At 71.5% G+C, this 16773-nt stretch carries 15 protein-coding genes; 9 read left to right on the forward strand and 6 right to left on the reverse strand.

Translation table 11 applies throughout. The annotated features are described in order from the left end of the window. The first annotated feature begins 58 nt into the window (after positions 1-58). The 3 genes from JNB62_RS03380 (at position 59) to JNB62_RS03390 (ending at position 2616) form a co-directional block, all read left to right on the forward strand. Positions 59-823 (forward strand): SDR family oxidoreductase, encoded by a 765-nt coding sequence (locus JNB62_RS03380; RefSeq protein ID WP_220299456.1) that lies wholly within the window; start codon positions 59-61, stop codon positions 821-823. A gap of 218 nt (positions 824-1041) precedes the next feature. Then, positions 1042-1608, forward strand: coding sequence for a dihydrofolate reductase family protein (locus JNB62_RS03385; RefSeq protein WP_220299457.1), 567 nt, complete (start codon positions 1042-1044; stop codon positions 1606-1608). A 30-nt stretch (positions 1609-1638) separates the two neighbouring features. Next, a complete protein-coding gene (locus JNB62_RS03390; RefSeq protein ID WP_220299458.1) occupies positions 1639-2616 on the forward strand; it encodes a zinc-binding dehydrogenase in 978 nt (325 codons plus the stop codon). A 45-nt stretch (positions 2617-2661) separates the two neighbouring features. Here the strand turns inward: JNB62_RS03390 and JNB62_RS03395 are convergent, their stop codons facing one another. Next, positions 2662-5163 (reverse strand): transglycosylase domain-containing protein, encoded by a 2502-nt coding sequence (locus tag JNB62_RS03395; protein ID WP_308291709.1) that lies wholly within the window; start codon positions 5161-5163, stop codon positions 2662-2664. Between the two features lie 100 nt (positions 5164-5263). Here JNB62_RS03395 and JNB62_RS03400 point away from each other — a divergent pair, with 100 nt between their 5' ends. Beyond that, complete coding sequence (locus JNB62_RS03400; RefSeq protein ID WP_220299459.1) at positions 5264-6499, forward strand: amidohydrolase; 1236 nt, start codon at positions 5264-5266, stop codon at positions 6497-6499. Between the two features lie 70 nt (positions 6500-6569). On the opposite strand, the gene JNB62_RS03405 is transcribed toward JNB62_RS03400, so the two are convergent. Beyond that, positions 6570-7481: a LysR family transcriptional regulator gene (locus tag JNB62_RS03405; protein WP_220299460.1), complete on the reverse strand. Its 912-nt coding sequence runs from the start codon at positions 7479-7481 to the stop codon at positions 6570-6572. A gap of 72 nt (positions 7482-7553) precedes the next feature. On the opposite strand from JNB62_RS03405, the gene JNB62_RS03410 reads away from it, so the two are divergent. Then, the gene (locus JNB62_RS03410) at positions 7554-8546 is read left to right on the forward strand and encodes an EamA family transporter (RefSeq protein ID WP_223230898.1); all 993 of its coding nucleotides are present in this window, start codon (positions 7554-7556) and stop codon (positions 8544-8546) included. 29 nt (positions 8547-8575) lie between these two features. Here JNB62_RS03410 and JNB62_RS03415 read toward each other — a convergent pair whose 3' ends face one another. Next, positions 8576-9850: an MFS transporter gene (locus tag JNB62_RS03415; protein ID WP_220299461.1), complete on the reverse strand. Its 1275-nt coding sequence runs from the start codon at positions 9848-9850 to the stop codon at positions 8576-8578. 111 nt (positions 9851-9961) lie between these two features. Here JNB62_RS03415 and JNB62_RS03420 point away from each other — a divergent pair, with 111 nt between their 5' ends. Beyond that, positions 9962-10633 (forward strand): FadR/GntR family transcriptional regulator, encoded by a 672-nt coding sequence (locus JNB62_RS03420; protein ID WP_220299462.1) that lies wholly within the window; start codon positions 9962-9964, stop codon positions 10631-10633. Positions 10634-10688: 55 nt separating this feature from the next. Here the strand turns inward: JNB62_RS03420 and JNB62_RS03425 are convergent, their stop codons facing one another. Continuing rightward, positions 10689-11468: an MBL fold metallo-hydrolase gene (locus JNB62_RS03425; RefSeq protein ID WP_220299463.1), complete on the reverse strand. Its 780-nt coding sequence runs from the start codon at positions 11466-11468 to the stop codon at positions 10689-10691. A 70-nt stretch (positions 11469-11538) separates the two neighbouring features. On the opposite strand from JNB62_RS03425, the gene JNB62_RS03430 reads away from it, so the two are divergent. Beyond that, positions 11539-12513, forward strand: coding sequence for a GlxA family transcriptional regulator (locus JNB62_RS03430; protein WP_220299464.1), 975 nt, complete (start codon positions 11539-11541; stop codon positions 12511-12513). 62 nt (positions 12514-12575) lie between these two features. Here JNB62_RS03430 and JNB62_RS03435 read toward each other — a convergent pair whose 3' ends face one another. Continuing rightward, entirely contained in the window at positions 12576-13973 is a 1398-nt protein-coding gene (locus tag JNB62_RS03435; protein ID WP_220299465.1) for an HNH endonuclease signature motif containing protein, read from the reverse strand. 283 nt (positions 13974-14256) lie between these two features. Between JNB62_RS03435 and JNB62_RS03440 the strand changes: the two genes are divergently transcribed. Next, positions 14257-14511 (forward strand): hypothetical protein, encoded by a 255-nt coding sequence (locus JNB62_RS03440; RefSeq protein WP_220299552.1) that lies wholly within the window; start codon positions 14257-14259, stop codon positions 14509-14511. Here JNB62_RS03440 and JNB62_RS03445 read toward each other — a convergent pair. Then, positions 14495-15403 (reverse strand): helix-turn-helix transcriptional regulator, encoded by a 909-nt coding sequence (locus tag JNB62_RS03445; RefSeq protein WP_220299466.1) that lies wholly within the window; start codon positions 15401-15403, stop codon positions 14495-14497. The two genes, JNB62_RS03440 and JNB62_RS03445, sit on opposite strands and share 17 nt — an antisense overlap. Before the next feature lie 101 nt (positions 15404-15504). On the opposite strand from JNB62_RS03445, the gene JNB62_RS03450 reads away from it, so the two are divergent. Then, positions 15505-16770, forward strand: coding sequence for a multidrug effflux MFS transporter (locus JNB62_RS03450; protein ID WP_220299467.1), 1266 nt, complete (start codon positions 15505-15507; stop codon positions 16768-16770). The last annotated feature ends 3 nt before the right edge of the window (positions 16771-16773 follow it).

A 16773-nucleotide genomic window follows, 5' to 3' on the forward strand; every position in this document is an offset into this window, starting at 1 on the left:
CGTCGCTGTCGTAGCTGGTGAGTGCGCCCCGCGCTCGCGAACCCAGAAAGGCACGAACATGGCAAAGATCGTCGTCATCGGCGGAACCGGGCTGATCGGCTCGAAGGTCGTCTCGAAGCTGCAGGCGCACGGGCACGAGGCGATCGCCGCGTCGCCCAACACGGGTGTGAACAGCGTCACCGGCGAGGGCGTCGCCGAGGCTCTCGCCGGCGCCGACGTCGTGGTCGACGTGTCGAACTCGCCGTCGTTCGCCGAGCAGGACGTGCTGGACTTCTTCACGGCCTCGACCACGAACCTCCTGGCCGCCGAGAAGGCCGCCGGCGTGGGTCACCACGTCGCGCTCACGATCGTCGGCACGAACCGCCCGCACGACATCCCCTACTTCCGCGCCAAGACCGCGCAGGAGAAGCTGATCCGCGAGTCGGGCGTGCCGTTCTCGCTCGTGCACGCGACGCAGTTCTTCGAGTTCGTGGGCAGCATCGCCGACATCTCGACCGACGGCGACACCGTCCGCCTGCCGGGTGCGCTCGTGCAGCCGATCGCCGCCGAGGACGTCTCGACCGCCGTCGCCCGCACGGCCGCCGGCACCCCGGTCAACGGCGACCTCGAGATCGCCGGCCCGGAGCAGTTCGGCCTGGACGAGTGGGTGCGCCGCGCGCTGGAGTTCCGCGGCGACGCGCGGACGGTCGTCCGCGACGACACCGCTCCGTACTACGGCGCCGTCGTCGAGGAGCGCACGCTCGTCCCCGTCGAGGGCGCGCTGCTGTTCGAGACCACCCTCGACGAGTGGCTTCCGGCGAACCCGCCGCGCGTGAACGCCTGACGCAGGGCGATGGATGCCGCCACCCCGGGCCTCACGAAGGCTCGGGGTGGCGGCATCCGCCACTCGAGCGGGTGCCGCCACCGGGGTTCCGCCCGTCCGGTCACCGGCCTAGGCTCGGGCACGAGGCGCTCATGCGGAGCGAGCGCCGGCGAGACGAAGCGCCGCTCGGCCGGTGTTCCTGCGCGAGAAGCCGGGAACCGCACGCGAAGGAGGCTCGGATGCAGACGCTGACGATCGACTTCATCATGTCGCTCGATGGCTACGGCGCGGCAGAGGGATGGCCGGGGTGGTGGGGGCTGGAAGGCCCCGAGTACCTGAAATGGCTCGAAGACCTGTCGGAGCAGGACCACCCGATCCTGATGGGCGCGGCCACGTACCGCGTCATGTCGGAGCTGACCGCGAGCGGCGAAGAGGGCACCGACGTGCTCAACGGTGTGCAGAAGTACGTCTTCTCATCGACACTCGACGAGCCCCTCACGTGGCAGAACTCCACGCTCGTGCGCGAGGACGCCGTCGAGTTCGTGCGGCGGCTCAAGGAGGAGTCCGACCGGCCGCTGCGCACCCTCGGCAGTGTGTCGCTGTGCCGCTCGCTGCTCATGGCCGGGCTCGTGGACCGCTATCGCGTCGTCGTGTTCCCCGTGATCACGGGGGCGACCGGGCAGGAGCGCATCTTCGACGGCTACCCCGACGTGCGGCTCGACCTGGTCGAGGCTCGTACGTTCGACCAGCGCAGCCAGCTGCTCGAGTACGTGCCGACGGTGCTCGACCGCCCGCCGCTCGGCTGATCCCTCAGGCACGGAGCGTAGGCTCGCCGCGTGCGTGCGATCGTCCATCACGAGTTCGGCGACCCGGCCCAGGTGCTCGGCGTCGAAGACCTGCCCCTGCCCGAGCCCGGCCCCCGCGAGGTGCGCCTGCGCGTCCTGCTCGCCCCCATCCACAACCACGACCTGTGGACGATCCGCGGCACCTACGGCTTCAAACCCGACCTGCCCGCGCGCGCCGGGACCGAGGCGGTCGGCATCGTCGACGCGATCGGCGACGAGGTCGAGGGCATCGCGGTGGGCCAGCGGGTCGCGACCGGCGGGACCTTCGGCGTGTGGTCGGAGTTCGCGCTCGCCAAGGCCGGCGCGGTCGTGCCGGTGCCGGACGCCATTCCCGACGAGGTCGCCGCGCAGCTGATCTCGATGCCGTTCAGCGCGATCTCACTCGTCGACTTCCTCGAGGTCGGCGAGGGCGACACGATCGTCCAGAACACCGCCAACGGCACGGTCGGCCGGCTGGTGGCGCAGATCGGCGCGAGTCGCGGCATCCACGTCATCGGCATCGTGCGAAGAGAAGCGGATGCCGCAGAGCTGGCCGCCGCCGGGATCCCCGATGTCGTCGCCACCGCCGACCCCGCGTGGCGGGAGCGGGTGCGCGAGCTCGCCGGCGGCCGGCCCATCCGCGCCGCGGTGGACTCGGTGGGCGGCTCGGCCTCCGGCGATCTGCTGCACCTGCTCGCCGACGGCGGCACGCTCGTGTCGTTCGGCGCGATGGCCTCGGATCGCATGGAGCTGTCGTCGGGCGACCTCATCTTCAAGCAGGTGGTCGTGAAGGGGTTCTGGGGCAGCAAGGTGTCGGCCGCGATGCCGTCCGAGACCCGGCGCGCGCTGTTCGGCGAGCTGTTCGGGCTGGTCGGCAGCGGGCGCCTCACGCTCCCGGTCGACAGCATCCACTCCTTCGACGACGTGCGCGCAGCCGTCGAGGCGAGCGGACGCCCCGGCCGCGTGGGCAAGGTGCTGCTGCGCCCCTGACGCGACCGGCGTCGGGCCGGCGGCATCCCCCATGCGTGTGACGGCTCACCCGTCGCCGTGACCGCCGCCGCCGCCCCCGCCGTTGCCGGGGCCTCCGCCGCCGCCGGGGCCTCCGTCGCCGCCGGGAACGGGGCCGGGGTCAGGGGTGGTGTCGTCGGGCGGGGGTGCCGGCGTGCTCGGCGGTGGCGTCGTCGGCGGAGGTGCGGACGGTCGGCCCACGAGCTCGCCCGGAGGGGCGGGGAACGGGCCGCCCGGGTAGAGCTGGTCGGCGGTGAGCTGGATGTCGCGCACGATCGGAAGCCGCAGCGACGAGAGCAGCCGCCCGTTGTACGAGGTGTGGAACAGGTCGCCGAAGCCGTCGGTGTTGCCGACCCAGGCCGTCGTGGTCACGCGGGTGTTCGACTGCACGAACCAGGTCTGGTACTGCTCGTGCGTGCCGGTCTTGCCGATCGTCGGCGTGCCGTCGTTCGGGTTGCCTCCTGAGCCGGTGCCACCGCTGCGGGTGACGCCCTGCAGCGCGAGGGCCGTCGCAGCCGCCACCTGCGGACTGACGGCCTGGGTGCAGCGGTCTCCAGGCACGGCGATGTCGGTGCCGTCGGCATCCGTCACGCGCTCGATCACGCGGGGCACGCAGTACACGCCGTCGTTGGCGATCGCCGCGTACGCCGAGGCGAGCGCGACGGGCGCGATGTTGTTGGTGCCGATGATCGCGGCGGCGCCGTCGATGTCGACCGGGCTCCCGTCGCCGCGCGTCACGCCCAGTCGCGCCGTCACCTCCTCGATGTCGCACAGGTCGAGCTGCTCGGCCATGCCGAGGTACCCGCTGTTCAGCGACTGCGCGGTGAACTGCAGGGGCGTGCCGGTGTAGCCGCGCACGCCGCCGAAGTTGCGGACGATGTGGTTCTCGCGGTTGATCCACGGGCCCTCGCACCGATCGGCCAGACGCGGGATCATCCGCAGATTGCCGTTGACGCTCTGGGTGAGCGTATGCCCTTTCTCGAGCCAGTCGACGAGCGTGAACAGCTTGAACGTCGAACCCGTCGGAAAGCCCTTCGAGGCGCCGTGCACGAGATCGCCCGCGTAGACGAGCGACGTGTACGCCGGGTCGGTCGCGGCGAGGTCGCGGTCCTCGGTGAAGACGTTGTTCTGGCTGATCGCGAGGATGCGCCCGGTCGCCGCCTCGATGCTCACGGTCGCCGCACCGAACGCCATGCCCGCCACGGCCCGTGGCGCGTACTGCTGCATCGCGGCCTGCGACGACAGCTGCAGCCGCCAGTCCAGCGTCGTGTAGATGTTCAGGCCGTCGCGCGTGAGCGAGCGCTGGCGGTCCTGCGGCGTCTCGCCGAACGCGCTCGCGTAGTCGGGGTCGGAGCGCACCGTGTTCACGACGTACTGGCAGAAGAACGGCGCGGCGGTCGCCGCGCATCCGGTCAGCGCGGGCTGCAGCACCGGCACGATGGGCTCGATCGCCGCGGCCACGAACTGCTGCTCGGTGATGCGCCCGTCCTCCCGCATCCGGTCGAGCACGTAGAGCTGGCGGCCCTTGGTCGCGCTGTACGCATCGCCCGCGGCGAGGTACTGCTCCGGCGTGATCGAGCCGTCGGCGAGGAGCGTGTCGAGAGCTGCCAGCGTGCCCGGGGTGACGTCGTCGACCGAACCGTCGGCTGCCTTGTTGAACGCCGCCCCGTCGGGGCCCGGGATCGAGCCCCCGGGCCGGTCGATGCGGAACGTGTTCGGGTTCTGCACGATGCCCGCGAGCGTCGCCGCCTGCCCGAGCGTGAGCTGCGCGGCCGTGGTGCTGAAGTAGTAGCGCGCCGCCGCCTCGATGCCGTACGTCGTACCGCCGAAGTTGGCGATGTTCAGGTAGCCGAGCAGGATGTCGTTCTTGGAGTACTCCTGCTCGACCGCGACGGCGTAGCGGATCTCCTGCAGCTTGCGCTGGTAGCCGTCGACACCGCTGGCGTCCGTCGCATCGAGCCAGCACGCGCGCAGCACCTGGTCGCGCGTCTCGGTGTCGGTGGCCGCGGCATCCCGTTCGCAGCGCTGCACGAGCACGTTCTTCACGTACTGCTGACTGATCGAGGAGCCGCCCTGCGTCACATTGCCCTGGACATTGCTGATGAGCGCACGCGTCGTGCCCAGGATGTCGATGCCGCCGTGCTCGTAGAACCGCGGGTCCTCGGACGCCAGGATCGCGTCGTACATGACGACCGCGACCTCGTCGAACGAGACCGGAACGCGGTTCTGGTCGTAGAACGACGTCAGCTCGGCATCCTCGCCCGTCTGAGGATCGCGCGCGTAGATGGTCGTCGGCAGCATGAGCCGGTCGATCTCGAGATAGCTCGGCATGCTGTCGAACAGCGAGACGGCAGTGCTCGCCGCGGTGCCCGAGATCGCGATCGCCGGAGCCAGCGGTGCCACGATCAGCACGCCCGCGATCGCGCTGAGCGCCAGCAGGCCGACGATGCCGCCGAGCACCCCGGCGACCGTGCGCCGGGTCCGCGGTATCGACGCGACCGGCGAAGGGACCTCTGTTGGTGGCTTCACGGCGGCTACCTACCTGCTGAGCCCAAGGATGACAGACACCGCGGCGAACCGCGAGGGGTTGCACGGTGGCGGCGAACGGGGCAGGCGTAGGTTGGAAGGCATGGCTCGCATCCTCGCCGTCACCGGCGGCTACGTCGTCCCTGTCAGCTCCGACCCCATCGAGAACGGCACCGTGATCGTCACCGATGGCCGGATCACCGCCGTCGGCGGATCCGACACCCCGGTGCCCGAGGGAGCCGAGGTGGTCGACGCGGCCGGAAGCTGGGTCGTGCCCGGCTTCGTCGAGTCGCATGGCCACGTCGGCGTGCATGAGGAGGGCGAGGGCTGGTCGGGCAACGACACGAACGAGATGACCGACCCGAACGGCTCCGCGTTCCGCGCGCTGGACGGCATCGACATCGAGGAGGAGGGCTTCCGCGACGCCCTCCGCGGCGGCGTCACGACCGCCGTCATCAAGCCCGGGTCGGGCAACCCCATCGGCGGCCGCACCGTGGCCATCAAGACGTGGGGCGGCCGCACCGTCGACGAGCAGATCCTCGCCGCCGACGTGTCGGTCAAGTCGGCGCTCGGCGAGAACCCGAAGCGCGTGTGGGGCGACAAGGGCAAGACGCCGCAGACGCGCCTGGGTGTGGCATCCGTTCTTCGCGAAGCGTTCGCTGCGGCACAGGCGTACGCCGAGAAGCGTGACGCCGCGGCCGAGAAGGGCGAGCCGTTCGAGCGTGACCTCGGCAAAGAGACGCTGGCGGCAGTGCTCGCCGGCGATCTGCTGTGGGACCAGCACTGCCACCGCCACGACGACATCGCGACCGCGATCCGCATCGCCGAGGAGTTCGGCTACACGCTCGTCGTGAACCACGGCACCGAGGCGCACAAGATCGCCGACGTGCTGGCCGAGAAGCAGATTCCGGTGATCTTCGGGCCGCTGCTGACCTCGCGCTCGAAGGTCGAGCTGCGCGACCGCGCCATCGGCAACCTGGCGCTCATCGCCGAGGCCGGCGTCAAGGTCGCCATCACGACGGATCACCCGGTCGTGCCGATCGACCAGATCCGCCTGCAGGCCATCCTCGCCGTGCGCGACGGGCTGCCCGCGACGACCGCCCTCGAGGCGCTCACCGCGAACCCGGCCGACATCCTCCGCCTGAACGAGCGCGTCGGCGCCCTCGAAGTCGGCCGCGACGGCGACGTCGTCGTGTGGTCGGGTGATCCGCTCGCCGTCGACTCGCGCGTGCAGCGCGTCTTCATCGAGGGCCGTTCCGTCTACGAGCCCGCCGCCGACGGCTCGGGTCCGCGCACGGTCGAGCGCTGGGAGCGCTTCGGACGCACCGCCTGGAACTGAGGCCCGTTCGGAACACCGCGGAGGGAGTGGATGCCGGGCGCCCGGCATCCACTCCCTCACTCGTGCGGGGTCACATGTCGCGCGCGTGATCCACGAACGTGTCGAGCGCGGCGCGCAGCGCGGGGGAATCGCCTTGTGACCGGCGGTGCACGGCGAGCACGTCGCGGGTCGAGGCCGGGCCGGCCGTCGGGATCGCGACCATGTCGGGCCCGAGCTCGCCGCGACCGAGGCGCGGCACGAGCGCGACGGCCAGTCCGGCGCGGGCGAGCTCGAGGTGGTTCTGGAACTCCATCGACTCGTGCACGACACGCGGCGCGTTGGGCACGCCGTCGAAGAGCCGCCGCAGCCACTGGCGGCAGATCGTGGCCTCGAAAGTGGCGACCCACCGTTCGCCCGCCAGTTCTTCCGGGTGCAGCTCGGTGCGATGGGCGAGCGGGTGGTCGCGCGGCAGGATGACGTCGGCGACGTCGGTGAACAGCGGGGTCGACACGAGGTCGTCGGGCATCGCGAGGGCGACGCCGCCCCAGCGATGCACGATGCCGAGGTCGCGCTGACCGGAGGCGACGAGGGCGATGGTCTCCCACGGCTCACTCTCACGCAGCGGCAGCGCGAGCTGCGGGTGGCGCTCGGCGAGGTCGCCCAGCACCGGGATGACGAGCCCGCGCACGACGGTCGAGAAGGCCGCCAGCCGGATCTCGCCGACCACCCGGTCGTCGGGGCCGCCGGCGAGCTGAAGGTCGGCGCGCAGGCGCTCGAGGTCGGCGAGGATCGGTGTCGAGGCGACGACGAGGCGTGTGCCGGCCTCGGTGAGGATGACGCCCCGGCCGGCTCGTTCGAGCAGCGCGACGCCGGTCTCGCGCTCGAGGCGCTTGACCTGCTGCGAGACGGCGGATGGCGTGTACCCGAGGCTCGTCGCGGCGGCGACGACGCTGCCCTGCGTCGCGACCGCGCGGAGCGACATCACGGCTTCGAGATCGATCATGAAGCAAAGCTACAAGATTTGATCACGAAAGGGTTGCTTGTGCTTCATCGATGGACGCGATGAAGTGGAGCCATGACTCGACGCGACATGGTGCTGGCGGCGATCGTCGCCTCGTTCTGGGGCTTCAACTTCGTCGTCATCGACTGGGGCATGGACGGGATCCCGCCGTTGCTGTTCGTGGCCATCCGCTTCGCGGTGGTGGCCCTGGCGGCGTTCGTCGTGCCGCGGCCGCGCACCTCGTGGCGCACGGTGGTCGGCGTGGGGCTGTTCATGAGCCTCGGGCAGTTCGGGCTGCTGTACACGTCGATGGCGCTCGGTCTGCAGCCGGGGCTTGCGGCGCTCGTGCTGCAGGCGCAGGCGGTCTTCACGATCCTCATCGCCGCGGCGGTGCTGCGCGAGCGGCCGACGGTGCCCCAGATCATCGGCGTCGGTCTCGGCATCATCGGGCTCGCGATCGTTGCGGCCGGTCGCGGCGGCGACGCCCCGGCGCTCGCCGTGGCGCTGGCACTCGCCGCGGCGTTCTCGTGGGGCATCGGCAACGTCATCTCGCGTCGTGCCGGCGCGGTGAGCGGTCGCGGACGCCTCGGCTCGCTGTCGCTCACCGTGTGGTCGGCGATCGTCGTGCCCGTCCCCGCCCTCGCGCTGTCGTTCGCTGTCGAGGGGCCGGAGGCGATCGTCGTCGGCCTTGCCGCGTTCGGGTGGCAGTCGGCGCTGTCGACGCTGTACACCGCGGGCCTGTGCACGATCGCCGGCTACTCGATCTGGAACGCGCTCCTGGCCCGCAACCCGTCGGCCGCCGTGGTGCCGTGGGTGCTGCTCGCCCCCGTCATCGCGATGGCGTCTGCGGCCCTGCTGCTCGGCCAGCTGCCGACGGCGGGCGAGGTCATCGGCGGAATGCTCCTCGTCGGGGGCGTGCTCGTCACCGGCTTCCGTCGCCGGAGGAGGTCGTCCGGCGAGCCGGGATTCGCCGGCGTTCCGGAACCCGTGACGGCGGTGGCCATCTCGACGCCGGCCGCCGTCGGCGAGGGTGTGCCCGCCGTTCCGCCGGCGCCGCCCCGGGGTTGACCGGCCCGGGGCAGCCCGCCGGGCCTCGCTCAGACCGCCGAACGTTCGGGGCGCGTGGGTGTCGGGCGCCCGGCATCCCCCTGCTCCACCGTGTCGGCGACGGGCGTGAGGTCGTTCCGCTCGCGCAGGAACAGCGAGCACACCAGCGCGGCGGCGATGACCGCCGCGATCACGACGAACACGGCGCGGGGGTCGACCGCGTCGGCGAGCACACCCAGCAGGGGGGTGAGCAGGCCGCCGAGCGCGGTCGCCATGCCGAGGGTGACTCCGCTCGCGGTGCCGAGGTGACGCGGCAGGTACGCGTGCGACAGCGTGACATGCAGGGCGAACGGCAGGAACAGCGCCCATCCGAGCACCCCGGCCAGCACGATCGCCGCGATCTCGTCGGCGACCAGGACGTACCCGATCGCCGCAGCCGTCGCGAGCGCGTAGCCCAGCACGATGACGCGCGTGCGGCCGAACCGGTCGGCGAAGAAGCCGCCCACGAGCGTGCCGAGCGCCGCGGCCAGCGAGAACACCGTGAGCGCGACGTTGCCGACGTCGGTCGAGGCGTCGAACCGGTCGATCACGTCCAAGGCGACGAACGAGCGCGCACCGACGTATGCGACTGACCACAGACTCACGATGAGCAGCAGCCACGCGAACCTCCCCCACAGATCGCGAGGGACTCGAGTGGATGCCGCTCCGGCGGCCTCGTCGGCGCCCGCGGCCGGAGCAGCCGCTGCCGGACGCAGGGCCGCACGCCGGTTCAGCACGAGGTACACGGCCGCGATCGCGATGGTGGGGATCAGCAGCAGCGGCGTCGCCTGCAGACCGAGGATGCCGACGGTCAGGCCGACGCCGATGGGCGCGATCGCGGCGCCGACGTTGCCGCCGACCGAGAAGATGCTCATGGCGCGGTTGGTGCCCCCGCCCGCCTCCTTCGCGGCGACGGTGGCGGCCGGGTGATACGCGGCGACGCCAAGGCCCGACAGTGAGAAGGCGATCCACGTGAGCCAGTAGTCCGCCGAGATCAGGCCTGCGACCGCGATGCCGAGCGCGGCGACGGCGAGACCCACCACGATGAGCGGGCGGAGCGCGAAGCGGTCGGTGAGCCAGCCGAACACGGGCTGGAAGATGCTCGACAGCGAGGTGGCGGCGAGAGTGAGCCCGGCGACCGCGGCGTAGTCATAGCGCTGTTCGAGCACGAAGTACGGAAGCAGCGCGGCGGCGGCGCCGGTCTGGAAGTCGTTCATCACATGGGTGCCGACGAGCGACCAGAACAGGGGTCGGCGCGACGGGGCGGAGAGAGCTTCTGAAGACATGGCGGCGAGCTTACTCCTCAGACAAGCTGATAAGTCAAGTCGTCGTTCGGCTCGCTCCGGGTAAGCTGTGCGAGGTCAGCCCTGCTGCCGTCCGACAACCGGAGGTCGTGAATGCCGTCGATCGTCCACCGTGCCCCGCTCGCCGCGCAGGCCGCCGAGATCCTGCTCGGCCGCATCCGCGCCGGCGAGTTCGCGCTCGGTCAGCGGCTGCCGGGCGAGACGACGCTCGCCGCGCAGCTCGGCGTCGGCCGCTCGACGATCCGCGAGGCCGTGCGCGAGCTCGCGGGGCGCGGCGTGCTCGACTCGCGCCAGGGCGCGGGTGTGTTCGTGACCGCGCTCGACGTCGCCGACGACTGGGACACCGTGCTGCGACGCGCCTCGATCACCACCGTCATCGAGGCGCGCATCGCGATCGAGGCCGAGGCCGCGGCCCTCGCGGCCGAGCGGCGCACGCCGGCCCAGCTGCGTGGACTGCGCGCGGCGCTCGCCGCCCGGGCGGCCGCCGATCCCGCACCCGAACCCCACGTCGACGTCGACATGGCGCTGCACCGGCTCATCGTGGTCGCATCGGGCAACGAGGTGCTCGTCGAGCTGTTCGACGGCTTCGTGCCGCGCGTGCGCTCCGCGATGGTCGACATGCTGAAGATCCGGCCCACGGCGTCGCACGAGGCCGACCAGGCCGCGCACGCCGTCGTCGTCGACGCCATCGCCGATCGTGACGCGCGCCGCGCGGCCGAACTCAGCCGCGCGCACCTGAACACGCTGAAGTTCGCTCTGTCGTGACGGCCGGCGAGGGCGAGTGGATGCCTCGGCCCGCGGCATCCACTCGCCCTTCGGTCTACGCGACCGTGAGCCGCTCGCCGCGCACCGGCATGCGCAGTCGGTCGGCGAGGCCGGCGTAGCCGAACGTCCGCTCGAGCCGCTCCAGGGTCTCGCTGAAGTGCGCCCAGCCTTCGCCGTGCACCGGGACGATGAGTGCGTCGCCGAGCGCCTCGGCGGCCTGCACGGCGGTGTGGGCGTTGAGGGTCACATCGGTGTCGCCGAAGCGGCCGGGGTTCGCGGCGCCGACGAACAGGACGGCCACGTCGATCGGCGTGAACCGCGCGGCGATGTCGCGCACGAGGCCTACCGAGGCGTTGTCGCCCGAGACGTACACGGCGGGCTCTCCGTCCGCCCGCAGGACGAAGCCGGTCACCACGCCGCTCAGCGCCTCGGCTCCCTCGGGCCCGTGCAGCGCCGGCACCGCCGTGATCTCGACGGAGCCGACCGTCGTGGTCTGCCACGGTTCGAGGCCGACGATCCCGGGGATGCGGGCGGCGGCATCCGGAGTCGACAGGACCGTGGGAACGCGGTCGAGCAGCGCGCGCCCGGCATGGTCGAGGTTGTCGAAGTGCTGGTCGTGCGACAGCAGCACGACGTCGATGGCGCCCAGCGCCTCCACGCCGACAGCCGGTCCGGTGAGCTTGTGCAGCACGACGGGCCCGTCGTAGTCCTGCGGCTCGTCGAACGTCGGATCGGTCAGGAACGACAGCCCGGCGTAGTCGAACTGCAGCGTGGGGCCGCCGATGAGCAGCGCGGTCAGGGCGGTCGTGGTGGTCTCGGTCGTGGACTCGGTCATGACTCGATGCTCGCGCCGTTGACGGCCGGACGACAGTGGCCCGAAGGCACCATTTCGCTAAGATCGGGCCATGACTCGCGTTCGGTCCCTGCCGCGTGTCGCCGTGCTGGCGTTCGAGGGGATCAGCCCTTTCCATCTGTCGGTGCCGACGCTGGTGTTCGCCGCGGCCGGGCTCGACAGCGCCGAGCCGCTGTACGACGTGGTGGTGTGCGCGGAGGAGCCCGGCTCGCTCATGACCGGCTCCGGCTACCGCATCGCCGTCGATGCGGGGCTGGAGGCGTTCGCACGCGCCGACATGATCGTGCTGCCCAGCTGGCGGCAGGACCGTGCACCGTCGCCTGAGCTGCTCGACGCCGTGCGGGCCGCGCATGCCCGCGGCGCGCGCATCGTGGGGCTGTGCCTCGGCGGGTTCGTTGTGGCAGCGACCGGCATCGCCGATGACCGGGAGCTCGTCACGCACTGGGCCGCCGCCGACCGGCTGGCCGCGGAATACCCCGGCGTGGCCGTGCGTCGCGACGTGCTGTGGCTCGACCACGGCGATGTCATCACGTCCGCCGGTGTTGCCGCCGCACTCGACTGCTGCCTGCACATCGCCCGCCTCGACCACGGCGCCGCGGCGGCGAACACGCTCGCCCGCGCGCTGGTGCTTGCGCCGCATCGCAGCGGGTCGCAGGCCCAGTACATCCCGGTGCCGGTGGCGGACCCCGTCGGCGGCGAACCCATCGAAGAGGCGATGGCATGGGCTCGGGCACGGCTCGCCGAGCCGCTCGAGCTCGACACGTGGGCGGCGGCCGTGCACCTCTCGCGCCGCACGTTCACGCGCCGGTTCCGCGAGCGGACCGCGACGAGCCCGCAGCAGTGGCTGCTGACGCAGCGGCTCGACCACGCACGGCTGCTGCTCGAGACGGATGACACCCCGATCGAACTCGTCGCCGAGCAGTCCGGGTTCGGCAGCGCCGTGACGCTGCGCCACCACTTCTCACGGCGCCTCGGTGTGAGCCCGGCAGCGCATCGAGCGGAGTTCCGCGGGCGCGCGCACGGGTGACGTCCGCGCCGCGCGTGGCGTTCGCGCTGGGGGTGGCGTGGTGCGCCGCAGCGCGGCTGGCGTCAGAAGGGTGGTGCGCCTGGTGTGCCTGGTGGGTCTGCGGCGAACAGCCACGGCTCGTGGATGATGCGTCGGCGGAGTTCGAGGAGGGCGTCGTCGGGGATGAAGCGGACGACGGGTTCGGGTCTGTCGGTGTGTCGTCGGCCGGTGGGGCTCGTCCAGACCAGGACGCCGGGCGTGGTCTGTTCAACTGTCCAGGCTTCGATGGTCTTGAGGATGTGGTGGCGGCGGCAGAGGTGGGCGAGGTTGTCGTGGCGAGTGGGGCCGCCGTTGGCGGCGCCGATGGTGTGGTCCAGGTCGCAGCGCCAGACGGGGCGGCGGCAGCCGGGGAAGCGGCAGTGTTCGTCGCGGGCGGCGAGTAGGCGTTGGAGGGCGGGGCCGGGTCGGTATCGGTCGACGGCGAGGACGGCGCCGGTGACGGGGGAGGTCATGACGCGTTCCCAGCCGGGTGTGGTGCCGGCGAGGGTGCGGGCGGTGTCGGGGTCGATGGGTCCGTAGCCGGTCAGCAGGCACGGTTCGTCGGTGGCGCCGGTCATGGTGAGCACCGGGACGGTGATCTGCACGGTGGCGTGGATGGCGGCCAGTCCGGTGCCGGCGACGCAGTCTTGTGGTCCCGCGGTCAGCAGGATGTCGGTGGCGATGTCGGCGCGCAGCTGGTCCATCGTCCGCGCATCCACCGCGGCGTCGGAACCATCCGCGGTGTCGGAATCATCCGTGGTGTCAGTGCCGGCGTCGATGGCGGGTTCGCGGGCGGCGATCACGGAGCGTGCTTGCGCGGTGAGCCGGTCATGGATGCCGTGCACGAGGGTCGCGTCGGAGGTCAGGATGAGGGAGGCGAGGTTGTCGGGCAGGTCCACCACCTCGACGCAGCGCTTCGCCGCCGTGTCGGCGGCGCGCTCGTGAAGGGTGCGTTCGATGAAGCGGTCGGCGATCACCCGCAGCACGGGTGCCAGCCTGCCCGGGCTCAGCTGCCGGGCGCGGTCGATCGCGACCGAGAGGAACTCGGCGCGTGCGGTGTCGTCCTCGATCGCGTCCCCGATGTCGTGGATGACCGACACGTGCCGACGGGAGATCACCCCGGCCTGCAGCGCGTCCACGACGGCAGGGAACCGGGTGCACAGGTCGGTGGCCTCGCTGAGCAGCCGTGTCACCGTCCACTCCGAGGTCCGCGTCGACGTGGCCAGGTCCGAGATCAGCGCCCGCCTTGACAGTTCCGCCCGCCGCCGCTGCTCGGCCGACGCGCCGGCACGGCCGGCGACGGCGGCTGCCGCATCGGCGAGCAGCCGGATCTCGGCCGCCTCAGCCTCTGCCCGCACGACCCGCCCCGCCTCGAACGCATCCACGAACCGGCCCGTCGCCGCGAACGTCGCAGACGGATCGAACACGGGATCGGCGGACATCGAGACTCGCAGACAGTGGCAGGCGGAACCGGGATCGAGACTCCCCGCCGAAGCGGCACCAACCCTGTCAAACCCGCGGCAACCGCCGCACAAACCACCCCAACCCGACCGAAGCCGAGGCACCAACTCATCGAATCTCTGATCTATAGAGTATCAAGTGAACTAGCGCCCTGGCAAGAAGAAATGTACGATTCCTCTCCGGATGCGTAGGCTGTCGAACGTGGCCACGCCCGACCGACCCGAGATCGTCTGCCTCTGCGGCTCCACCCGTTTCGCCGACGAGATGCGCGAGGTCAACCGCCTCCTGACGTTCGCGGGCATCATCGTCGTCGCGCCCGGGGTCTTCGCCCATGCGACGGGTGAAGACATCACCGACGAGCAGAAGCGGGCGCTCGACGCCCTCCACCTGCGCAAGATCGACCTCGCCGACCGGGTCGTCGTCGTCAACCCCGGTGGTTACATCGGCGAGTCGACGAGCAGAGAGATCGCGTACGCGCGCGCAACGGGCAAGCCGGTGTCGTTCACGGCGCCTGCCTGATTCGGCCGGCCTCAGCACCTCCGGCCGACGCATCCACAGGCTGCGATGCGCCCCATGACGCGAGCAGCCGCAGCCGCTCCGCCGATGCCGAGCCCGGCTCGGCGGTGTAGATGAGCATCACGTTGCCCGGCTCGGCGGTCAGCGCGAGCTCCTCGTACGCGAGGGTGAGCTCACCCACGACAGGGTGAACAAATCTCTTCGTGCCTGCGCCGTGGGTGCGCACGTTGTGAGCCGCCCATAGGGTGCGGAACGTCTCGCTGTGGGTCGAGAGCTCGCCCACGAGATCCTGCAGCCCCTTGTTGTGCGGGTCACGGCCCGCCTCGGCCCGCATGATGCCGACGCACATCTGCGCGAACAGCTCCCAGTCCGGGTAGAACTCGCGCGCGGCGGGGTCGAGGAACTGGAATCGAGCGAGGTTCGGGGTGCGCCCGCCGTCGCCGATCACCGGCGAATAGAATGCGCGGCCGAGGTCGTTCACCGCGACGATCTCCTGCCGCGGATTGCGCACGACGGCGATGCCGTCGGTGATCGCCGCGAGCGCCCACTCCAGACTCGGGCGCGGCGGGCCGGGCTTGGCGGTGCGGCGACGCGGACGACCGGAGGTCGGGATGCCGTCGGCCGCGCGCGCCAGGTCCAGCAGGTGCGCGCGCTCGGTGTCGTCGAGTTGGAGCGCCCGTGAGACAGCGTCGAGGACGGATGCCGACGCCCCCGAGATCGCCCCGCGCTCCAGCTTCGCGTAGTACTCGACGCTCACTCCCGCGAGCATCGCGACCTCGCTGCGTCGCAGCCCCGCCACACGCCGGTTCGAGCCCGCGGCGATGCCGGCGGCATCCGGCGACACGCGCGCGCGGCGCGTCATCAAGAACTCGCGCACCTCGGCCTTGTTGTCCATGCGGACAGGTTAGGCCGCTCCGGCGGGGCGAAGGGTGCCCTGACAGTACATCCCACGGCAGGAACTCCCGCGCCCGAGCGGTCGCCGCGACCATCGAAGACATGACTTCTCTCGCACCTTCTCCGGTCACCGTGCACCGGCGGCTGCTGCCGAGCCTGCTCCTGCTGCTGACGGTGTTCGGCCCGATCTCGATGGACCTGTATCTGCCCGCGCTGCCCGCTCTGACGAGCGAATTGGATGCCGCCACCTCTGTCGCGCAGCTGACCATCACGGCGTGCCTGCTCGGGCTCGCCGTGGGGCAGCTCGTCGCAGGGCCGCTGTCTGACCGTTACGGCCGGCGCGGTGTCCTGGTCATCGGCGTCGTCGCGTACGTGGGCGTCTCGCTGCTGTGCGCGATCAGCCCCTCGGTCGAGCTGCTGATCCTCGCTCGCCTCGTGCAGGGCCTCGCGGGCGGCGTCGGCATCGTCATCGCCCAGGCTGCCGGTCGCGACATCTACTCCGGCGGCGCTCTCATCCGCTTCTATGGCCGCGTCACCGTGGTCAGCGGGCTGGCGGCCGTCATCGGGCCGATGCTCGGCGGCGTGCTGAGCAGCGTCATCGACTGGCGAGGGCTCTTCGTCTTCCTCGCGGGGATCGGCGCCGGCATCCTGCTGGCCACGCTGTTCGCGTTCGACGAGACGCTTCCCGCCGACCGGCGCACGAGCGGCGGGTTCGCCAGGACCCTCGTCGACTACCGCGCGCTCCTGCGCGACCGGACCTTCGTGGGCGCCGTGCTCAACCAGGGCTTCATGTACGCGGCGACCTTCGCCTATCTCGCCGGCGCCACGTACGTGCTGCAGGAGATCTACGGCCTCACGCCGCTGCAGTACGCCGCCGCGTTCGGGCTGAACTCCGCGGGATTCATGGTATTCGGTTACCTCGCCGGGCGGACGTCGGAGCGCTGGAGCGTGCGCGGCACGCTGGCCGTCGGTGTCGCGCTCACCGGGCTTGGCTCGCTGGGGCTGCTGGCCGCGGGCCTCACGCCGATGTCCCTCTGGGTGGTCATCGTGTCGCTGTTCGCGCTCGCCGGCGGCGTAGCGGTCACCTCCCCGCCCGCGACGACCCTCGCCCTCGTCGGCTATCCGCAGATCGCCGGCACCGCCTCGTCGCTGCTCGGCACCGTGCGGTTCGGCTTCGGCGCCGTCTCGGCGCCGCTGGTCGGATTGGCCGGGGCCGCCAGCATCCTTCCGCTCGGTCTGGTCACCGTCGCCGCGACCGTCCTCGCCGCCGCCGCTTCGCTGCTCGTCATCGCGCCGCGTGGAACGCGCGGCCCGGCACCGGACCCGACACCCGCGGGAGAGCCTCGCACCCTCGAGAACGCACACTAAGGA

The sequence above is a fragment of the Microbacterium jejuense genome, assembly GCF_019511665.1.
Lineage (GTDB): Bacteria > Actinomycetota > Actinomycetes > Actinomycetales > Microbacteriaceae > Microbacterium > Microbacterium jejuense_A.